This is a genomic window from Pseudoalteromonas sp. MTN2-4, from assembly GCF_042848605.1.
Classification (GTDB): Bacteria; Pseudomonadota; Gammaproteobacteria; order Enterobacterales; family Alteromonadaceae; genus Pseudoalteromonas.
This window is the reverse complement of record NZ_BTGK01000002.1, coordinates 418203-438479: the sequence shown is the minus strand read 5'-3', so window position 1 is coordinate 438479 and position 20277 is coordinate 418203. Positions and strand designations below refer to the sequence as shown.

Here is a 20277-nt window from a genome sequence, read left to right as displayed (position 1 = left end):
ATGTTGATTTGGGAAGAATGGATGCATCGCAACAACATGGTTTTAACAGTTCTTATTGTGTTTATTGTTTATTTTAGTTCAGCTTTATTGGGTGAAACCTTTGCTCTAGCTGATCCTACCTCTCCAAGCTTAATCATCTTGGCAGATGTTGTTTGCTTGTTAATTGCTCATCGTTTTTGGCAAGGCTTAAACCGTTTCATTTTTCCAGCATTAGCGACTTTGCTTAGCGTTTGTATGTGGCTATTGTCTTTGCCTCAGTCACTCATTATTAATGTGGCATTTCATCTCTTGATCGTGGGACAAGTTTATTTCCTAGCTGGAAAAATTCGCCACTATAAAATAAAGAGTGTTGGACTAAAGCGGCTTGCGCTTGCATACCTTATAGGTGTGGTGTCGTTTGTCAGTATAGCGTTAGCTTTATCTAAGGGAAGCGCTTATTTTATCGGTACGGAACCAGAGGTAGAACATTTACTACAAGCCTTCTCAATATTGCTATTTTCTTCATACATTTTGTCTCATGATGAAGAGCAAGAGGGCCAAGTATTTTCTAGGTCTTGGCTGCTAGCATGTGCAGTATGTTTAGCGACAATGCCGATAGCCTTATTTTCTTTAAGTAGTTTTTTCTTGGTGAATTTGCTGCTCTTTATTGCTAGTCGTTTGCTGTTAAACGGCAAACAGTTTGCTTCGCTAAATGTGGTGTTGGCGATGCTGTTTTCTTCGATGATAGTTCTATCGAAACACGCCCAGCAAATCTCGCCTTTAGGTATAAATGGCAGTGTTGAGTTGCTTTTTGCAGTCTGTACATCTTTATTTTTGTTAACTGTTTTATTGGAGCATGCGCGTTTTCAGCATAGTTTCGAGTACAGTCAGGTAATGTTAGTCACCATTGATGAACAAGGGCAAATTGTTCATGCTAGCAAGGGGTTTTTAGATGCCATGCAATGTGACTTTGAAGACTTACATGGGCGTTATTTGAGCGAGTATCTGAGCGAAGAAAATACCAGTGATTTACTCAAATGTGGGGCACAAGGACAGTCTCATTTTTATTTACCAGAAGTGAAACTAACGACTTTCTCTCAAAGAAAACTGTCATTGAGCCTATTTGCTGATGTAATAGATGACAAAGACAAACATACGCAAACCATCATTTCATTTCAGGATATCTCTGACAAGTTGATGCTAACCCAAGCGCTGTCTGAAGAAAAAGAGCTTTTAGAAGTCACCTTAAGTTCCATTGGTGATGGTGTTATCTGTACTGACAAAGCCAGCCGCATTACCTATATGAACCCTGTTGCAGAGGCGGTTTTGGCTAGATTAACTAAAGAAGTGAAGGGTAAGCCATTTTCTGAGGTCATGCCTTTATTCAATGAAGAAACCTTGGAGCCCATAGATCAAGTGACGGATCATTGTATGAGGCAACGTGCGACTTTAGGGCTGCCTGAGCTCACTTGTATCAAGAATCATCTGGGCTTGGTGTTTGCTATTCAAGACTCGATCTCACCAATTTATAGTAAATCAGGTGAAATCATCGGCTCTGTCATGGTGTTTCAAGATGTCACTGAATCTCGAATGATGACTCGAAAAATGAATCATCTGGCTCATCATGATGCTTTAACAGGCTTACCCAATCGCTTGTTATTACAAGATAGGCTCGCGCAAGCTTGTAAGCGAGCAGATAGAAATCAACATGCTTTTGCTGTTATTTTTATTGATCTTGATAAATTCAAAAATATTAATGACTCTTTAGGTCATGATGCTGGCGACTTGCTTTTACAAGAAGTCGCGCACCGATTAAACCGGGGTTTAAGAAGTTGTGATACCGTGGCGCGTATGGGTGGTGATGAGTTTGTTATTTTGGTCGACAGTATTAAAGAGCACGCGCATATCCATACAGTGATTGATAAAGTACTGCTAACTTGTAGCGGGGAGTACGAGTTAAAAGGTATTCAACTGAATGTGACCTTGAGTGCAGGGATTGCTGTTTACCCTGATGATGGTACTAACTCTGAAATGTTGATGAAGCATGCTGATACAGCCATGTACAGAGCTAAAAAAATCAATAAAAGTAACTATCAGTTTTACAATTCCCAACTAGACAAAGAGGTCGAGCAGCGCATAGAGCGTGAAGCTGAGTTGGTTCAGGGTTTAAAGCATCGACAGTTTGAACCTTATTTTCAAGCCATCGTCAATGCGAAGAGTTTTGCTCTGGAGAAGCTCGAAATGCTCGCTCGTTGGAAAACACAGGAGAAGTTGAAAGGCCCACATGAATTTATAAATATTGCCGAAGAAGCCGGTTTGATGAATAAGGTGACTTTGCAATTACTAGAAAAAGCCATGACGTCGTTAGTGCGCTGGATAACAACATCGGTGAGTTTACAGCTCAGTATTAATCTAACGGCGGATCAGCTATTAGATAATGATTTTTTGCGTGACTTTGAGTTTTTACTAGATAAATACCAAATACCCCCTAAAAATATTGAATTAGAAATCACTGAAACTTCACTGATAGCGAATTTAGAAGATATGAGGCATTCACTAGAAGTGCTTCAGGACAAGGGATTTAGTATCGCCATTGATGATTTTGGCACAGGTTATTCTAGTCTTACTTATCTTAAACATTTGAAATTTAACACCCTTAAAATTGATAAAAAGTTTGTCGATGATCTTAATTTTGAAAGCGAAGATGATGATTTGGCTGTGGTGATCATCAACATGGCGAAAAGTTTAGGGGTAAACACGGTTGCTGAAGGTGTTGAGTATTGCGGTCAAGCAAAGCGATTAGCAGATGCGGGCTGTTCCCAACTCCAAGGGTATTGTTTTGCCAAGCCTATGCCCATAGATGCCATTAGTAATATGGTCGAGCTGGGCACAGTGATGAGCCAAATTCACAGAAAGATGACTTAATTAACCTGAGCTTTGGATAATAAATCTATCTCCAGCGGCTACTTTCAGCGCTAACAGCGTTGAATTTACTTACAATAGGCCGGCTATTGATGCGTAAATTCGCCTTGTTATCGCTAAAAGTCTCCGGCTGCAGACTTGAAAAAGTTCTTATCATTTCAATATCAATACTTTAGTAAATCTCTTAACCAAAGCTCAGGTTAATTAGGCTGAGTTTAAGCCATGCTATTTATCTATATGTCCTAAGTCTCTACTTGGATCGAGTTTGTCTCGTACACGGCGTTTTAGCTCTTTTGCCTCAGGAAAACCGCCATCTTGTTTTCTACACCAAATTAACTCGTCATTGTAGTAAATTTCAAACACGCCTTTTGAAGCTGGTGCTAGTGCTACCTGTTGTAAGTCATCAGTAAATGTTGAGAGTAGCTCTTGGGCAAGCCACCCGCTTCGCAGAAGCCACTGGCATAAAACACAGTAATGAATGGTAATGGTCGGTTTTTTCATTGTTTTTTAGCGCAAATTGGTATGATGCACATATTATGTCTGAAAGGGTTTTGTTGTGAAAGCCAAGCTATTATTGATCTTCATTTTGTTATTTACTCCCTTATTAAAAGCACTAGAAGTCGGTGCTGAGCAAGTACAAACATATTTACCATTAATTAAAGACAAACGTGTTGCCTTAGTTGTGAATCAATCAGCGCAGATAAAAGAACAGCACTTGCTTGATGTGTTATTAGAGAAGCGAATTGATGTAAAAAAAGTATTTTCTCCGGAGCATGGCTTTCGCGGAAAGAAGGATGCAGGTGCAAAGATCAATGACCAAGTAGACAGTAAAACGGGTTTGCCGATTATTTCTTTATACGGGAAATCGAAAAAACCAAAGTTAACAGATTTAGCAGATGTGGATATCATTATTTTTGATATTCAAGATGTGGGCGTTCGCTTTTACACTTATATCAGCACCATGCATTATGTACTTGAAGCTGCCGCTGAAGCCGGTAAAAAAGTCATAGTATTAGATAGACCAAACCCTAATATCAACTTAATTGATGGGCCAGTTTTAGAGCCTGAGTTTCAATCATTTGTTGGTATGCACCCAATCCCAGTATTGCACGGCATGACAGTAGGAGAGCTGGCAAAGATGATAGTGGGAGAGGGATGGCTAAACACTGAAAAGCAACCTGAATTAACCGTGGTCGCAGTATCTGATTACGACTTATCAAAGCCGTTTGAGCTACCCATCAAGCCAAGTCCGAATTTGCCGAATAGTCAATCTATAGCGCTTTATCCCTCGTTGTGCTTTTTTGAAGCGACGCCCGTGTCAGTTGGCCGTGGTACCGATTTTCCATTTCAAGTATTCGGTCACAATGACGTGAAGCTGGGCAAGTTTCAATTTACGCCCGTCTCGACGCTGGGTGCTGCACTAAATCCAAAACTAAAAGACACAGTCGCTTATGGTAAAGACCTAAGAGCTCATCAAGACACTGGGTTTGACTTAGCTTGGTTTGTGGGCGCTTACAATAAATTTAGGTCAGAAAATAAAGTGTTCTTTAAATATCCAAAGTTTATGGATAAGTTAGCTGGCACCGATAAATTAAGAAGAGCGATGTTGTCAGGACAGTCTTTGACTGAGATTGAAAAAAGCTGGCAGCCTAAACTTAAACACTTTAAGTTGCGCCGCCAACCTTATTTGATTTATGAGCGTTAGCTGTGACGAATCGCACGCATATTGTCTGTGGCAAGGCTAGCGCGCTTTTGCCAACGACTGTGAGACTGGGTTAAGCCCAAAAATAACACATCGGTGATCAGTGTGCTTGCGGTACGAGTGAGAATACCGGCATGTTCTACAGATTCTTTTTCGAAAGCAGTAAACAGGTTTAATTCAGCTTGCTCAGTTAATGCATTGTTTCCGTATTTAGAGATTGAGACTACACAGCATTCATTCTTTGCAGCTTGCACTGCTAATGTCACTATACTCTTACTATCGCCAGATGTGCTAATCGCAATAAACAAGTCGTCTTTATGCATGGTTGCTAAATAAGCCGATGCACTGATCTCATCCACTTGTGATAGCGCCGGTAAGCCAATTTGCTGTAGTTTTAGAGCAAAGTCATTTGCAACTAGATTGCTGCTACCAATACCACAAATCAAAATTTTGCGTGCACTTTTGATTTTTGCAATAACCTGATTAAGATCTTCGCTGTGGTTTAATTGTAATGTTTCTTCTAACACTGTGGTTTGACGTTGGATCAGTTTAGCTGCTAAATCAGCAATAGGATCGTCGCTGTTTGTAGGTAGTCGCTCATTCGTATTAAGCTGTTTTAAGCTTTGTAAGTTTAGGTCATCGACGATAGCCAGTTTAAAAGCAGGAAAACCCTTATAGCCTAGTTTTTGCGAAAACTTGATGACACTTGATTGACTCACGCCCGCAGCTTGAGCAAGCTCGATAGATGATAGTGTTCTGATCTGCTGTGCGTTGTCTAGAACAAAATTTGCTAGCTTTGCTTCGCTGGTAGAAAGCTGAGGCAATAAGGCTTTAATTTTCGAAAATGATGACATGATGTTTACTTCTTAGATAACGTTGTACCTATTATAGGGTTTTATATTGAAAAAGGTAGTACGTTTATTATTGTTATTTTCGACACAGTGTACCATTTTTAGTGAAAGTGTTACATACGTGTTTTTTCTTAAAAACGCAAAAGCTTGGTTTTTCAAACATTACTCATTAAGCTTACGTGTTTAATCGTGCTTAGCGAATTACACTTCATTACAGTAATTTGTAGAAAATAATAACTGCACTTAAGGATATTTATGTCTTGGTATGCAATTTTACCACCGCTCATAGCCATTTTGGTGGTTTTTTGGCGTAAAGAAGTCATTATGGCTTTGCTATTAGCAGTGATTAGTTCTGAGTTTTTGTTGCTATATACGCAAGGACAGCCTGGACTACTGACATTTGTTAACAGTGTTGAACGTGTCATTTCAGTGGCAACGTTAGCAGGAAATAGTCGAATTCTGATATTCAGTATCGTGATTGGAGCGCTGCTTGCTTATATTCGAGAGTCGGGTGGAGTCGCTGCGACGGTCAATAAATTGATGAATCTAGGGGTTGCCAAAAGCAAACGGCAAGTTGGGTTACTTACCATGTTTACTGGCACGTCGGTATTTATCGAATCAAATATGAGTGTGTTGACGTCAGGTATTGTTTCACGAGGTTTGTTCGATAAATTTAAAATGAGTCGAGCTCGTTTGGCCTATATCATAGATAGTACCAGTGCGCCCGTTTGCATCTTGATTTTACTTAACGGCTGGGGGGCTTATGTACTCGGACTATTAAGTAACTATGAGCTTGAGCAGTCGGCAGTGAGTATTCTTTGGAGCTCTGTGGCCTTTAACTTTTACGCCATTATTGCTTTATTAATTGTGCTTTACACCATTGTATTCGATAAAGTGCACGGCCCAATGAAAGAAGCCGAACAACAACTTGAAAAGCAAAACTTAGAAATTGATGCGGGTCCTGCTGCGAGTAAAGCACGGTTTATGTTAATCCCTTTACTGACTCTAATTGTTAGCATGATTGGTTTTATGTTTTGGACCGGCAATGGCGAGCTTGCCAGTGGAAGTGGCTCTAAGTCGGTACTTTATGCAACGGTTTTAGCCTCTATGGTTGCCTATTTACAGTTAATTGCGCACAAGCAGTTTACCCATCACCAGCTTGTTGATATTGGCTTCAAAGGTATGGGTGAGCTATTACCGCTAGTCAGCATTGTTTTATTGTCTTTGACTTTAGGCGCGAGTTTAAAAGAACTGGGTACAGGACAATTCGTTGCCTCATTGGTTGGTGACTACTTACCTATCTATTTAATTGTGCCAGTCCTATTTTTAACTGGTGCGGTAATGTCGTTTACTACGGGGACTTCTTGGGGCACATTCGCCATTCTTATCCCAATTGGAGTGCCGTTAATTCAAGCATTAGGCTTGCCTGCACCACTGGTGGTGGGCGCGATTTTAAGTGGTGGTATTTTTGGTGATCACTGCTCGCCTATTTCTGACACCAGTGCGGTTTCAGCACTGGCATCAGGATGTGACTTATTGACGCATGTTAAAACACAATTACCTTATGCGCTTGTCGGTGGGTTACTTGCATTGTTAAGCTTCTTTGTTGCAAGTCTTATCATGATTTAAGCAAGATAGATTAAGGGCAACTATAGATGCCCTGATTTTGACTAGGGGTTGTTAGGTTTACTAACAGCCCTTTTTTATTGCTAGTAAGGGCTAACAGTTCACCTTGACGAAGCTGCCCCTCGAGGTTGATATCTGATAAATCCTTGATCAATGATTTCTCAATCTCCAGTAAAGTGTTTTCCTTACAGTCAGCAATTAGTAAAAACTCACTGTTGTTATCAATGATACGGCCATGGAATGAACGCGCTTGTGCGAGTAACTCTGAATGTTTTGCTTGAATACTTTCAGGACTTTGTAATGTGTGATTTCGAGTAATATAAACTTTATATTGACCATCTTCTTTGCCGTGGTGCTCTATATGCTCATACTGGGTCAAGTCAAGCACGTACATCTGAGTGGTTTCATTTTCAGGTTGTATCCATAACGCACCTAAAAATAGCAAACCAGCGCAAGCCATTGCCCATTGTGCCTGTTGCCAAAATTTGTTTTGTTTTGGCTGGCGACATTTGGCTTTCATCAGCTCAAGCTCTTGTTTGGTTAAACCCTGCTGTTGCTTACGCTGTTGGTAAGCTTGTTTCAAGGTCTTATCAAAATCATCATCATTCGCCATGGGAATCTCCTAAACGCTGTTTTAAAGCTTGTTTGGCGTAGCGTAATCTGGTTTTTATGGTTTCTGCTTCGCTGTGTGTGATCGTTGCGATTTCTTGTAAGCTGAAACCTTCTAATTGCAGACTGAGCGCTTCTCTTTGCAAAAAAGGCAGAGTAAGAAGTGCATCGTAGAGTGCGTTTTTTTCATCTGCTTCAGTTTCGTTACTCACAGCTTCATGGTGTTGCTCATCGAGTGAAGATAGACGGTTCTGTTTCTTAAATTCGTCTAGTAGAGCATTTCGAGCGATTGAGAATAGCCATGCTTTTGGTGTTTGCAGATCACGGTATAGATGGCTTTTTTCTACAACGGTGAGCCACGTTTTTTGGCAAATATCTTTTGCCAGTTCACGATCGCTTTGTCCACTCAAAAAATGAAACAGGTCTTGGCTATAGGTATTTATTAAAATCTCTATATAAATATCTTCGCCAGTCTGTTTATACGCCTCTAGTGGATCTCTGCTGGGCGAAACCTTATGTAACCATGTTTTTAATGCTATTAGCATAGGCACTTTCCCGATTGTTCTTTTCCCTATTGATTGGCTTTTCTCGCTTACAAGCCAATCAACTTAACTTATACCACTTCCCTAATTAAGAGGAGTGGTATTTAGCTTATTGCTGTAATTTGAACTCTAACACAACTTGTAAACCGGTTTGCACTATCGCTTGACCGTTTTCTATCTTAGGACGGTACTTCCAGCCTTTAAGTGCTTTTAATGCTTCTCGATTAAAAATACGTTTCGGCTCAGCATTAATAACTTGTGCATCAATTACATTGCCTGCTTTATCGATTGAAAATGCCATTTCAACCCAGCCCTCTTTGCCATCACGAGCGGCAGCTGCTGGATATTTAGGGTCCACCCTGACAATCGGGGTTGCATCGCCATCTTGTGGTGCAAATATTTGCGTGTTGATTGGCGTTCTATCTAATTCTATCACTGGGCCACCTATACCAATTTGTGGCCCTGCTACCTCAGACGGTACCGATGTTTGTGGTCTTGGCGGTTGTGCTTTAGGTTGCGGCGGTGGTGGTAAAGGCTTTGTTTTAGTTTGCACCTCGGAGTCAGGTCTGTCTTGCATGATCTCTAATTCAAAGGGGGTTTTAACTTCAACTGGGGCTCTTTCTTCACTGCTGATTAAATAATCCATAAAGGCAAAAGCAGTCAGGGTTACTATGGCACCGATTACAATTGATGCAGATACTTTAGTCATGGTTTGAGCCGGAGTTGGCATGGTGTAAGTCATCATAATAAGCGCCTCTTTTTTGTTTGCTTATCCGTAAAACGACACAGCATGAAAAAAGGGGTGAAAAAATTTTAAATTTTTTTATCAACCGTTCCACAGTACAATACGTATAGGTTTGCCGAGGAAGTCATATGCAGTTACAAAAAATTGATAAAACGCGTTACAGAAAACATCTGAATAAAGTGATTTTTGCCTGTATTGCCGCGCTCACAGTGGGAAGTTTAGGCATAGCACAGTTGCTGATTTTATTGTTCCCTGATGCAGATGGTAGTCACTTTCATTGGAATTTACTTGGCGTGGTTGTGACTTCAATTGTTATAGGTTTGACTTTAAAAAAGGTTAAGTCGCACCCATTTATGTATGAAGTTGCGTATGTGTGGGATCTAAAACAAGCACTTAATCGCGCCACACGTAAGATGATGGCAATTAAAAAAGCCGCCAAAGAAGGCGATGTTGATGCAATGTTGGCTATGCAGTTCAGTTATTCTGGGTCTAAACAACTTTGGACGCTAGATGACAACACCATCACTATGGAAGATTTGAGTATGTGGCAAGCTGAATTAGATGCATTGGCGCGTGAATATCAAGTTGAATTGGATATTACTAAATACAACGAGCGCATTTTAGCTAAGTTTTAATGGGCTCCTAAATTTCAAGCTATCAAATTTGTGATAGTATAACATTTTAAAATTATTAGGTTCGCAAAAGTCGTGGCAGAAGTAAGAGCGAGAGTGAAGCTGAATGTAGGACAGCACAGTCATATTCCTGCAGAAATTGTATCGTTTAATGGTTTACAAGATGGTGAAGAGCACGTTGCTCTAATCTTTAATGAAGCTGATAAGAATGAAGTACCTCTTATTCGTATGCACTCAGAGTGTTTAACGGGAGATGTCTTCCATTCTTCACGTTGTGACTGTGGTGAACAGTTAAATGAATGTATCGAAACCATGCATGAGCAAGGTGGCATCATTTTATATTTGCGCCAAGAAGGTCGTGGCATAGGCCTTTACAACAAAATCGATGCGTATGTTCTACAGTCGCAAGGTATGAATACCTACGAAGCGAATAACCACTTAGGTTTTGATGACGACTTGCGTGATTTCTCAGACGCTGTTTTGATGCTTCAGGCGATGGGCTTAAATCACGTTAAACTGATGACGAATAATCCACGTAAACTTAATGCGCTAAAAAATGCAGGCATTGAAGTTGATAAAGTTGTCGGCACTCACGCACACATAAAAGACGGTAACCGTCATTATTTAGAAGCGAAAGTGAAGCATGGTTCACACATGTTAGATATGGAAAAAGTACCTGAGAAAAAGTAGCTTTTTCATCCTCTTTTGTATTCGAGAACACAATGCGACCTACTATGGTCGCATTTTGTGTTTTGATAGGTATAATTCCAGTGTTTTGATTATTTTTAGGTCTTTATGTCTTCAAAGATAAATGTTTTTAGTGCTTCTGCGGGTTTGCAGTGGTTAAAGCAAGGTTGGAATATCTTTAAAACCCAGCCGATGACTTTTATGTTTATGTACATTTTTATGATTGTTGTTGCATTGATCCCCTTGGTGCTTCCTCCATTGCAATTAGTTGCAGCATTTACGGCGCCTTTTCTAACGATCGGCTTTTATTTGGCCGTCATTAGCAAGCAGCAAGGTAAAACCATCAGTCTTGCCGATATACTTAAACCGTTTTCGATCAAAGGCCGTCGCTTAAACTTATTTAGGCTTGGCTTATATCAAATGGGCGCAGTGATTTTACTGACATTATTAGCTGACAGTTTATTTTCTGAAACTTTCGCGCTGATGCAGCAGGCAGCAGAAAACCATAATCATGAGCAATTACTGGCTGAAGTGATGAGTACCTTGTCGATTGGCAACCTTGGCGTATTTTTATTAGCCCATGCTGTGAATTTAATGGCGTTTGCCTTTGCGCTACCTTTGGTCTTTTTCAAAGGTGAAAACCGTATTTTCAATGCGCTTGGCCAATCATTAAAAGTGTTTCAAGCGAATATGGCACCGCTTATTGTATTTAGCTTGGTGATCGGTGTATTAATACTGGCAGCAATGCCACTAAGTTTAGTGCCTTTACTGGTTATCATGCCAGTGGCTTATATTGGCTTTTTCTGTTCATATCAGGCGATATTTCCTGCTGATGATACCAGTGACAATAACGGGCAGGGCGAAAAACAAGCGTCGCAATCAAGCGCAATCAACACAGGTCGATTTGACGCTTAATGGATGAGCAAACAAAGCAAAAACTTAAAAACTACGTGTTGTGGCTATTAGGTCGTCAAGAATACTCAAAAAAAGAACTCGCACAAAAACTGAGAATGAAAGATGCGAGTGAAGACTACATAGAACAGCTGTTAAGCTGGTGTGAGTCCTTAGGGTATATTGATGAAAAACGCTACTGCGAGAGCTTTTTACGCAGACAAATAAATAAAGGCTTAGGTCAAAAACGCGTTTTGGCCGAAGCGACAAATAAAGGGGTTGATCGGGCCCAACTGATGACGCTAATCGAAGAACAAGAAATAGATTGGTTTGAATTAGCGTTAGAGACCTACCAAAGAAAATATGGCTTAGGCGATAAACAACTCGATTATAAAGAAAAAGCCAAACGGGTGAGATACATGATGTACCGTGGATTTGGCTATGAAGAAATTAATTTTGCAATGCAAGCAACAATAGGTGACTGATCAAATGCAGCAAATGACTACCGCACAGTTAAGGCAATCGTTTTTAGATTACTTTGCCAAACAACAACACCAAGTTGTACCTTCAAGCTCACTAGTGCCGGGTAACGACGCAACGTTACTTTTCACTAACGCGGGTATGGTGCAATTTAAAGACGTATTTTTAGGTGGCGAAAAGCGCCCTTACACGCGAGCGACTAGCTCACAGCGTTGTGTTCGTGCTGGTGGTAAGCACAATGACCTTGAAAATGTAGGTTACACTGCACGTCACCATACTTTCTTTGAAATGCTTGGTAACTTCAGCTTTGGTGATTATTTTAAGCAAGATGCCATCAAGTTTGCATGGCAGTTCTTAACTGAAGTTGTTCAGTTACCAAAAGAAAAGTTAATGGTAACGGTTTATCACACTGATGATGAAGCGTTCGACATTTGGGCAAAAGAAGTGGGCGTGCCTGAAGACCGTATCATCAAAATCGATACGTCTGATAACTTCTGGTCTATGGGTGATACAGGTCCTTGTGGTCCATGTTCTGAAATTTTCTATGATCACGGTGAACACATTTGGGGTGGCCCTCCAGGTTCTCCTGAAGAAGACGGTGACCGTTTCATCGAAATCTGGAACCTCGTATTTATGCAATACAACCGTCATGCTGACGGCACGATGGAGCCATTACCTAAGCAATCAGTTGATACAGGTATGGGCCTTGAGCGTATCGCTGCAATTTTGCAAGGTGTTCACTCAAACTATGAAATCGACTTATTCCAAAACCTAATCAAAGCCGCTGCGGCAGTAACTAATGCGCAAGACTTAGAAGATAAGTCACTTCGCGTGGTTGCCGATCACATTCGTTCTTGTGCGTTCTTAGTTGCCGATGGGGTGATGCCATCAAACGAAGGTCGTGGTTATGTTCTGCGTCGTATCATTCGTCGTGCGGTTCGCCACGGTAACAAGCTAGGCGCAGAAGGCGCATTCTTCTTTAAGCTTGTTGCAGCACTTGTTCAAGAAATGGGTGAAGCGTATCCAGAGCTTGCTAAGCAACAAGAGATCATCGAAAAAGTGCTACGTATTGAAGAAGAGCAGTTCGGTAAAACACTAGACCGTGGTTTGGCGATTCTTGAAGAAAACCTAGCAGACCTTAAAGGTGATGTGATCCCAGGTGATGTAGTATTCAAACTTTACGACACATACGGTTTCCCAGCTGACTTAACTGCCGATGTTGCGCGTGAGCGTTTCATGACAATTGACGAGCGTGGCTTCCAAGAGTGTATGGAAGTTCAGCGTAAGAAAGCGCAGCAAGCCGGTAAGTTTGGTGCTGATTACAATGAGCAGCTTAAGTCTGAAAAGTCGACTGACTTTAAAGGGTACGATGCAACTCATTATAGCGGTACTGTGGTTGAACTATTCAGCCAAGGTGAAGCTGTTAATGTATTAGAAGATGGTCAAGAAGGTATTGTTGTATTAGACCGCACTCCATTCTACGCAGAGTCTGGTGGTCAGGTTGGTGATACCGGTTCATTGAAAGTAGCTGGTGGCGAGTTTGTTGTTACTGACACGACGAAACTAGGCAATGCATTTGCACACCATGGTAAAGTAGTTGGTCGCATTGGTGTAAACGATAAAGCCGATGCACACATTGATGCTGAGCGTCGCGAAAACATCAAGAAAAACCACACGGCGACTCACTTAGTACACGAAGCATTACGCCAAGTCGTTGGTGAGCATGTAGCACAGAAAGGCTCATTAGTGATGCCAGATCGCTTACGTTTTGACTTCTCACACTTTGAAGGCGTGACTAAAGCACAGCTTCGTGAAGTGGAAGACTTAGTGAACGCTGAGATCCGTAAGAACTTCGCACTACAAACTGAATTAATGGACATCGACGAGGCGAAAGCAAAAGGTGCGATGGCGTTATTCGGTGAGAAGTATGATGATGAAGTACGCGTTGTGTCAATCGGTGATTACTCTATCGAATTATGTGGTGGTACACACGTATCGCGCGCTGGTGACATCGGTCTATTCAAGATTGTGTCTGAAGGTGGTATCGCAGCAGGCGTTCGTCGTATCGAAGCGGTAACCGGTGAAGATGCGGTTAACTATGTGTCTGAGCAAGAAGCACAGCTAAGCGAGATTGCAGCGCTTGTGAAAGGTGATGCAAGTAACGTACTTGAAAAAGTGGCAGCCCTAATTGAGAAATCTAAAGGCCTTGAAAAGCAAGTTACTCAGCTTAACGACAAGCTTGCAAGTGCAGCCGGTGCCTCATTAATTGAATCTGCCGTTGACGTAAATGGCGTGAAATTATTAGTTGCTAATGTAGCTGGTACTGAATCGAAAGCGCTTCGCGGCATGGTTGATGACCTTAAGAACAAGATGGGTTCTGGTGTTATCGCGCTAGGTGTTGCGAATGGCGATAAAGTAAGTCTAATTGCAGGTGTGACGAAAGATTTAGTTGGCAAAGTAAAAGCAGGCGAACTAGTAAATCACATGGCTGCACAAGTTGGCGGTAAAGGCGGTGGTCGTCCAGACATGGCTCAAGCGGGTGGTTCACAGCCTGAAAACCTTGACGCTGCGCTGCAAAGCGTTAATGCATGGGTGAGCGAAAAGACGCAATAATTGCGATGTAACTCGTGGCATTAATTGTTCAAAAATTTGGTGGCACCTCGGTAGGCTCGATTGAGCGTATCGAGGCTGTCGCCGATATCATCATAAAAACCCAACAACAGGGTCATCAAGTCGTTGCTGTTGTCTCTGCAATGTCTGGTGAAACCAATCGTTTAATCTCTCTCGCACACGAAATTGACAGCCGTCCTAGCAGCCGTGAACTTGATGTTTTGGTGACTACTGGCGAACAAGTGACTGCGTCGCTTTTGGCTATGGCCATCATTCGCCGTGGACATCCTGCAATAAGTTTACTTGCTGATCAAATTGGTATTCAAACCGATAACATGTTTGGTAAAGCGAGAATTGAGTCAATCTGTACCGACCGCTTAAACCAAGAAATGGAACATAATCGCATCGTGATTGTGGCGGGTTTTCAGGGGCGAGATAGAGAAGGCAATATAACAACGCTAGGCCGTGGTGGCACAGATACTACGGCGGTTGAGTTAGCGGGTGCATTAAAAGCGGCTGAATGTCAGATATTCACAGACGTAGATGGGGTTTACACCACAGATCCTCGTATTGAGCCGAATGCGCGTCGTCTTGAGCAAATTACCTTTGATGAAATGTTAGAGATGGCGAGCCTTGGAGCGAAAGTCTTGCACTTGCGTTCGGTTGAAGCTGCTGGTCACTATCGATTACCACTTAGAGTGTTATCGAGCTTTTGCCACTCAAAGGGGACATTAATTACTTACGAGGAGCCAGATATGAACAAAGCCCCAGTTTCAGGTGTGGCTGCCAGTAAAGATGAGGTGTTAATTACCCTTAAGCAGTTACCAAATCAGCCACAGATCTTTGCAAGTCTACTCACCGTATTGGCTGATGCGGGCATTGCGGTAGATATGTTGAGCCAATTAAATCACCAACTTGATAAAATAGACTATGCTTTTACTGTGCACAGTAATGATCATCATCAAGTTATTGAGCTTTTGACACACCAGCAAGAAAGTCTCGGTTTTGTTGAATTGGCGTGTGATAAGGAAGTGGCTAAAGTGTCTGTAATAGGCATTGGCCTGAAGTCTCATGTAGAAGTTATCGCACAGTTCTATACGGCAATGTCTCACGAGAATATTCGAGCTGACTTAGTGACAACATCCGAAATGAAAATTTCGGCTTTGCTGCCGCAAAAGTACCTAGAATTGGCTGTTAGAGCATTGCACAGCACATTTTTATTGGAAAGTATTGAGTAAAATGGTTTTTTTGCTTACTTTTATGAATACTTTTCATTAAAATGAAATTGACGCGGAATCTTCTAATTTTTGGAATAACAGGAGCAATAGAATGCTAATACTAACTCGTCGAGTGGGTGAAACCCTAATGATTGGTGATGAAGTAACTGTAACTGTACTAGGTGTTAAAGGTAACCAGGTACGTATTGGTGTTAATGCACCTAAAGATGTTTCAGTTCACCGTGAAGAGATTTACATGCGAATTCAGGCTGAAAAGTCTGGTCCTGCAACAGGTAACATCTGATCAGCTTTTAGCGAATAATTTAAGGAGCCACTATTCATTAGTGGCTTTTTTTTGCGCTAAGATAAAGTCAACCGTCTCGTCATCCAATGCACTTAAAGATAAATATTGTGCACCTCTTAGTGAATAGATCAGTAGACCTCTGTCTGTTTTTATAACTTTGGTGATGTCTTGCCAATTAAATACAAACGATTTATATGGGTTAGCTGCTTTAATTTTTTCTTCGTCAATCTCAACAATCACATTGGAGCCACTTGCTCTGCTGATCATCTGTCTGGCAACCCACCAAGGACGGCGATAGTAATATGAAATGCATTCAATGACTGCCAAAATGATTAAGAAATTCCCCAGGTAGCCATTCTCTAAACCATAAATAGACACTAAACCGAGCAGGGTTAGAAAACCGACTAACGCATATTTAGGTTTGTTAGCTTTGCCAAATTTTTCGGACTCATCAAAGCACTCCTGATAGTAAGGCTTATCAAGGGTAAATTCGTGTTTATACATAGCAACTCATTAATCTTTATTTGCTGCCAATTTTATCAAAAAAGAATGGTGTATGCGTATTTGAAATTTTTTAATGCGACTTGCATTAAGTATGAGTATACATTTTTTATTCAGTCATAACGGTATTTTGTTTAGTGGCTTCTTGGTCTTACCATTTTTTGTTTCCGTTTTTAAAACTTATCTATGTAACCTATTTATCACTTTTATTTAAAAGTATTTAAATAAACCTGCGCTATTTTGAATATTTTTCATATTTATCTCAGTAATTCATTCGTTTAATCAGTATTTTACAGTTAAGTTGTTGCTATTGTTTAACTTTTAATATTGGTATTACCAATTTACAATATTGTTTACAAGTTGAGCTCGTTTGTTATGATGTTGAATAAATATTTATAAAAAATGATTAATGACGCAAGGCGCGTTGTGAAAAAGGGGGAGAACATGGATATAGGCGCATTGTTGCTAGAGGCAGCCAGCTTAATGCTTACCGGCATGGTTGGGGTTTTTGCCTTCTTATCTATCTTAATTTTTGCTGTAAGCAAGTTATCACTTATCGCAGGTGGTGATGAACCAGCAAAGCCACAACGTCAACCTACTAAACGCCCAGCATCAACAGGCGTATCTAACGCGCACATTGCTGCAATCAGTGCAGCTATCGCTCAGTACAGATCAAAATAATAAAGGGGTCCACTATGTCAAAGTTAAAATTAACTGAATTGGTTTTAAGAGACGCACACCAATCATTGCTTGCTACGCGAATGCGCCTAGAAGATATGCTACCAATCGCAGAGAAACTAGATAAAGCCGGTTATTGGTCTGTTGAATCTTGGGGTGGTGCAACCTTTGATTCTTGTATCCGTTATTTGGGCGAAGATCCTTGGCATCGCATTCGCGCTTTAAAAGAAGCCATGCCAAATACCAAGCAGCAGATGCTTTTACGTGGTCAAAACTTACTAGGTTATCGCCATTATGCCGATGACGTGGTCGAAAAATTTGTAGAACGTGCACATCATAATGGCGTTGATGTTTTCCGTATTTTCGATGCCATGAATGATGTCCGAAACCTCGAAACAGCGATTAAAGCCGCGATTAAAGTCGGAGCGCATGCGCAAGGTACCATTTCTTATACTGTGAGTCCGGTTCACACTTTAGACATGTGGCTAGAACAGGCGAAAAAACTAGAAGCCATGGGCTGTCATTCAATCTGTATTAAAGATATGGCTGGCTTATTAAAGCCTTATGATGCAGAAGAACTGATCACTGAACTTAAAAATACCGTGTCAGTGCCAATTGCCATGCAGTGTCACGCGACAACGGGTTTAAGTACAGCGACATACCAAAAAGCAATCGATGCGGGTATTGATATGCTTGATACCGCTATTTCGTCTATGAGTATGACTTATGGTCATAGTGCCACAGAGACTATGGTGGCAATTACCGAAGGCACAGCACGTGATACAGGTTTAAACCTTGGTGAGCTTGAAGAGATTGCGAGTTACTTCCGCGAAGTTCGAAAGAAATATGCGGCATTTGAAGGTAGCTTAAAAGGCGTTGATGGCCGTATCTTACTCGCTCAAGTGCCTGGCGGTATGTTAACTAACATGGAAAACCAGCTTAAAGAACAAGGTGCTGGCGATAAGCTAGATGATGTTCTAAAAGAGATCCCGGCTGTTCGTAAAGACCTTGGCTTTATTCCGCTGGTGACTCCAACATCACAAATTGTTGGTACTCAGGCGGTACTAAACGTTCTAACTGGTGAGCGTTATAAGACCATCACAAAAGAAACTGCAGGTGTGTTAAAAGGTGAGTATGGCTCAACACCAGCTGAAGTTGACTCACAATTACAACAACGCGTATTAGATGGTGCAGAAGCGATCACGTGTCGCCCAGCAGATTTAATCGATGCAGAACTTGATAGCCTTGAGGCTGAGCTAGTTGCGAAAGCCAAAGAAGACAACATTGAGTTGGTTGAAGAACAAGTCGATGACGTGTTAACTTATGCGTTATTCCCGCAGATCGGTCTTAAGTTCCTTAAGAATCGTAATAACCCAGATGCATTTGAGCCGAAACCTACTTTAGTTACCACTGAAAAGCCTGCGCCTGCAGCAAAACCGGCTTCTCCACAAACACAATCAACAGAGCGTTACAGTGTGCAAGTTGATGGCAAAGTATATGACGTTGTTGTGGCACCAGGTGGTGAACTTAAAGAAGTGCAAGTGAAAGACAGTGAGCTTATTCCGCAGTCAGCATCGGTCAGTACGAGCGAAACACTGAATGCTCCGCTTGCTGGTAACATCTTTAAGTTATTGGTGCGTGCAGGTGACGCTGTAGCTGAAGGCGATGTAGTCATGATCATGGAAGCCATGAAGATGGAAACAGAAGTGCGCGCGACGCACAGCGGTACGGTTGCAAATGTCTTAGTCTCTGAAGGTGACTCTGTCGCAACAGGCGATGCCATGATTGAGCTTGCATAGGAGGTCACATGGACGGGTTGTTAAATTTATGGCAAGCAACGGGCCTTGCCAACTTTACCGTGCCAGCTCTAGTCATGATGGCGGTGGGCTGTGGTTTACTCTACCTTGCTATAGCAAAAGGGTTTGAACCTTTACTCCTTGTACCAATTGGTTTTGGTGCAATATTAACGAATATTCCAGTTGCTGGCTTAGCAGAGCCAGGCGGCTTGTTGTACTACGTTTACTATATCGGTATTGATAGTGGTGTTTTTCCGCTGTTGATATTTATGGGCGTGGGCGCGATGACAGACTTTAGTGCACTGATTGCAAACCCGCGTATGTTACTACTGGGTGCTGCAGCACAGTTTGGTATTTTCGCGACATTATTTGGGGCTATTGCGCTGAACTTTGTGCCGGGCTTTGAGTTTACCCTACAGGATGCTTCAGCAATTGCCATCATTGGTGGTGCAGATGGCCCAACAGCTATTTTCTTAGCCTCAAAGCTTGCACCAGAACTTTTGGGCGCGATTGCGGTAGCAGCATATTCTTATATGGCCTTAGTACCAATCATCCAGCCGCCGATCATGCGTGCACTGACATCTGAAGAGGACAGAAAGATTGAAATGCCACAACTACGCCATGTGACAAAGCGTGAGAAAATTATTTTCCCTCTGGCGGTACTTGGCTTAGCGATTATGTTCTTACCGTCAGCATCGCCGCTGGTTGGTATGTTCTGTTTAGGTAACTTAATGCGTGAGTGTGGTGTTGTCGACAGATTAAGCAACACAGCACAGAATGAGCTTATTAATATCGTGACTATTTTCTTAGGCTTAGCGGTGGGCTCTAAGTTATCAGCGACTGAATTCTTAACGGTTGAGACGTTAGGTATTTTAGTGCTTGGTGCTTTGGCTTTCTCAATTGGTACAGCTTCTGGCGTATTTATGGCGAAAATTATGAATAAGTTCTCGAAACACCCAATTAATCCACTCGTCGGCGCGGCAGGGGTATCAGCGGTACCAATGGCGGCACGCGTAGTGAACAAAGTGGGCCTAGAGAATAACCCGCATAACTTCTTGTTAATGCATGCTATGGGACCAAACGTAGCAGGTGTACTCGGAAGTGCCGTTGCTGCAGGTATTTTGTTAGCACTTGTTGGCTAGTTAGAAATAAATTTCTTCCAACCTAAATGCGCAGCCGCTGGCTGCGCTTTTTTTTGATTTGGCGTAATTGTATTAGTTATAACCATACAAAAAGCTTTGCTCTGTATGTTCTTTCTCTTGTTCTTCGAGCTGCATAAGATTTGCGACTTCTTGTTTGTAAGACTTACTTTTCTTTAAATCTTCTTCGTTATTCTCTTTGATGACGCCTTGGCTCTTTAATTCAGATGGCATTTGGGTGATCTCTGAAATCTTCATCTTATCTCTCCTCGAGTTGCACGCTTTGAAGTATTGGTATCTCTGTGTAGTTTGTTTTGCAGAAGTTGTACCAAGAAAAACTTATGTAGACACTTTAAGTAGTTATAG

Annotated in this window: 20 protein-coding genes; 13 read left to right on the top strand and 7 right to left on the bottom strand. The window is 41.6% G+C overall.

Translation table 11 applies throughout. The features are described 5' to 3' along the window. Entirely contained in the window at positions 1-2904 is a 2904-nt protein-coding gene (locus tag ACGHEH_RS06940; RefSeq protein ID WP_390443278.1) for an EAL domain-containing protein, read from the top strand. Between the two features lie 222 nt (positions 2905-3126). Here ACGHEH_RS06940 and ACGHEH_RS06935 read toward each other — a convergent pair whose 3' ends face one another. Then, the gene (locus ACGHEH_RS06935; protein WP_390443276.1) at positions 3127-3402 is read right to left on the bottom strand and encodes a SelT/SelW/SelH family protein; all 276 of its coding nucleotides are present in this window, start codon (positions 3400-3402) and stop codon (positions 3127-3129) included. Between the two features lie 55 nt (positions 3403-3457). Here ACGHEH_RS06935 and ACGHEH_RS06930 point away from each other — a divergent pair, with 55 nt between their 5' ends. Then, a complete protein-coding gene (locus ACGHEH_RS06930) occupies positions 3458-4606 on the top strand; it encodes an exo-beta-N-acetylmuramidase NamZ domain-containing protein (protein ID WP_390443274.1) in 1149 nt (382 codons plus the stop codon). Here the strand turns inward: ACGHEH_RS06930 and ACGHEH_RS06925 are convergent. Next, positions 4603-5457: a MurR/RpiR family transcriptional regulator gene (locus ACGHEH_RS06925; RefSeq protein WP_390443271.1), complete on the bottom strand. Its 855-nt coding sequence runs from the start codon at positions 5455-5457 to the stop codon at positions 4603-4605. The genes ACGHEH_RS06930 and ACGHEH_RS06925 overlap by 4 nt on opposite strands. A 252-nt stretch (positions 5458-5709) precedes the next feature. Here ACGHEH_RS06925 and ACGHEH_RS06920 point away from each other — a divergent pair, with 252 nt between their 5' ends. Then, entirely contained in the window at positions 5710-7083 is a 1374-nt protein-coding gene (locus tag ACGHEH_RS06920) for a Na+/H+ antiporter NhaC family protein (protein WP_390443268.1), read from the top strand. 10 nt (positions 7084-7093) lie between these two features. On the opposite strand, the gene ACGHEH_RS06915 is transcribed toward ACGHEH_RS06920, so the two are convergent. The 3 genes from ACGHEH_RS06915 to ACGHEH_RS06905 form a co-directional block, all read right to left on the bottom strand. Beyond that, the gene (locus ACGHEH_RS06915; protein WP_390443266.1) at positions 7094-7693 is read right to left on the bottom strand and encodes a hypothetical protein; all 600 of its coding nucleotides are present in this window, start codon (positions 7691-7693) and stop codon (positions 7094-7096) included. Next, positions 7683-8234, bottom strand: a complete 552-nt coding sequence (locus ACGHEH_RS06910) for an RNA polymerase sigma factor (RefSeq protein WP_390443263.1) — start codon at positions 8232-8234, stop codon at positions 7683-7685. Before ACGHEH_RS06910 ends, ACGHEH_RS06915 begins: the two co-directional genes overlap by 11 nt. Before the next feature lie 106 nt (positions 8235-8340). After that, positions 8341-8976, bottom strand: coding sequence for an energy transducer TonB (locus ACGHEH_RS06905; protein WP_390443260.1), 636 nt, complete (start codon positions 8974-8976; stop codon positions 8341-8343). Positions 8977-9104: 128 nt separating this feature from the next. Here ACGHEH_RS06905 and ACGHEH_RS06900 point away from each other — a divergent pair, with 128 nt between their 5' ends. The 7 genes from ACGHEH_RS06900 (at position 9105) to csrA (ending at position 15797) form a co-directional block, all read left to right on the top strand. Next, on the top strand, positions 9105-9611 hold the full coding sequence (locus ACGHEH_RS06900) for a DUF3087 domain-containing protein (RefSeq protein ID WP_390443257.1): 507 nt from the start codon (positions 9105-9107) through the stop codon (positions 9609-9611). 72 nt (positions 9612-9683) lie between these two features. Further along, the gene (ribA, locus tag ACGHEH_RS06895; protein WP_390443254.1) at positions 9684-10298 is read left to right on the top strand and encodes a GTP cyclohydrolase II; all 615 of its coding nucleotides are present in this window, start codon (positions 9684-9686) and stop codon (positions 10296-10298) included. Between the two features lie 105 nt (positions 10299-10403). Continuing rightward, positions 10404-11210, top strand: a complete 807-nt coding sequence (locus ACGHEH_RS06890; protein ID WP_349287759.1) for a BPSS1780 family membrane protein — start codon at positions 10404-10406, stop codon at positions 11208-11210. Next, positions 11210-11671 carry a regulatory protein RecX gene (locus tag ACGHEH_RS06885; RefSeq protein WP_058031811.1) on the top strand — a complete coding sequence of 154 codons (462 nt, stop codon included), beginning with the start codon at positions 11210-11212 and terminating at the stop codon, positions 11669-11671. Before ACGHEH_RS06890 ends, ACGHEH_RS06885 begins: the two co-directional genes overlap by 1 nt. 4 nt (positions 11672-11675) lie before the next feature. Beyond that, the gene (alaS, locus tag ACGHEH_RS06880) at positions 11676-14279 is read left to right on the top strand and encodes an alanine--tRNA ligase (protein ID WP_390443251.1); all 2604 of its coding nucleotides are present in this window, start codon (positions 11676-11678) and stop codon (positions 14277-14279) included. Positions 14280-14293: 14 nt separating this feature from the next. Next, the gene (locus ACGHEH_RS06875; protein ID WP_349287757.1) at positions 14294-15514 is read left to right on the top strand and encodes an aspartate kinase; all 1221 of its coding nucleotides are present in this window, start codon (positions 14294-14296) and stop codon (positions 15512-15514) included. 91 nt (positions 15515-15605) lie between these two features. Further along, positions 15606-15797, top strand: coding sequence for a carbon storage regulator CsrA (csrA, locus tag ACGHEH_RS06870; protein WP_058031817.1), 192 nt, complete (start codon positions 15606-15608; stop codon positions 15795-15797). 30 nt (positions 15798-15827) lie between these two features. Here csrA and ACGHEH_RS06865 read toward each other — a convergent pair whose 3' ends face one another. Next, complete coding sequence (locus ACGHEH_RS06865; protein WP_390443248.1) at positions 15828-16301, bottom strand: YcxB family protein; 474 nt, start codon at positions 16299-16301, stop codon at positions 15828-15830. Between the two features lie 441 nt (positions 16302-16742). Here ACGHEH_RS06865 and ACGHEH_RS06860 point away from each other — a divergent pair, with 441 nt between their 5' ends. From ACGHEH_RS06860 to ACGHEH_RS06850, 3 genes are read left to right on the top strand one after another with little or no spacing between them, the layout of a single operon-like run. Continuing rightward, on the top strand, positions 16743-16979 hold the full coding sequence (locus tag ACGHEH_RS06860) for an OadG family transporter subunit (protein ID WP_138479190.1): 237 nt from the start codon (positions 16743-16745) through the stop codon (positions 16977-16979). 14 nt (positions 16980-16993) lie between these two features. Beyond that, positions 16994-18775, top strand: coding sequence for a sodium-extruding oxaloacetate decarboxylase subunit alpha (gene oadA, locus ACGHEH_RS06855; protein ID WP_390443246.1), 1782 nt, complete (start codon positions 16994-16996; stop codon positions 18773-18775). Between the two features lie 8 nt (positions 18776-18783). Next, positions 18784-19914: a sodium ion-translocating decarboxylase subunit beta gene (locus ACGHEH_RS06850; protein ID WP_138479187.1), complete on the top strand. Its 1131-nt coding sequence runs from the start codon at positions 18784-18786 to the stop codon at positions 19912-19914. 72 nt (positions 19915-19986) lie between these two features. On the opposite strand, the gene ACGHEH_RS06845 is transcribed toward ACGHEH_RS06850, so the two are convergent. Then, a complete protein-coding gene (locus tag ACGHEH_RS06845) occupies positions 19987-20169 on the bottom strand; it encodes a hypothetical protein (RefSeq protein ID WP_390443242.1) in 183 nt (60 codons plus the stop codon). Positions 20170-20277: the final 108 nt, after the last annotated feature.